Origin of the sequence: Mesorhizobium sp. M00.F.Ca.ET.216.01.1.1, from assembly GCF_004010325.2 — a bacterium.
GTDB lineage: Bacteria > Pseudomonadota > Alphaproteobacteria > Rhizobiales > Rhizobiaceae > Mesorhizobium.
In genome coordinates this window covers 1-233 of sequence record NZ_SADR02000689.1, presented here as the reverse complement: position 1 = coordinate 233, position 233 = coordinate 1, and the positions used below count along the sequence as shown (strand labels likewise).

Genomic DNA, 233 nt, shown 5'->3' with positions numbered 1-233 from the left:
GGCTGGTTGGCCTTGACGGCGAGAAGATAGTCGGCGCCAGCGTCGATGATGGCCGCGGCCACCTTTGGATTGCAGGCGATCGCGTCGATCGTCACCAGCGCGCCGTCGAGGCTGCCGGATGCGGCCAGCTTTTCCAAAAGCAGCGGGATCGTCTCCTGCTCGCAGCTTCCTTCGGCTACGGCCTCCTGGCCGATGACGAGACGCTCGCGCGTGGCAAATGCCGAGACCAGGTG

Annotated in this window: 1 protein-coding gene; it reads right to left on the bottom strand. The window is 65.7% G+C overall.

What is annotated here, in order from left to right:
- Positions 1 to 233: ISAs1 family transposase (locus EN859_RS37930; RefSeq protein ID WP_135913795.1), on the bottom strand; the 233-nt coding region annotated here is incomplete at both ends.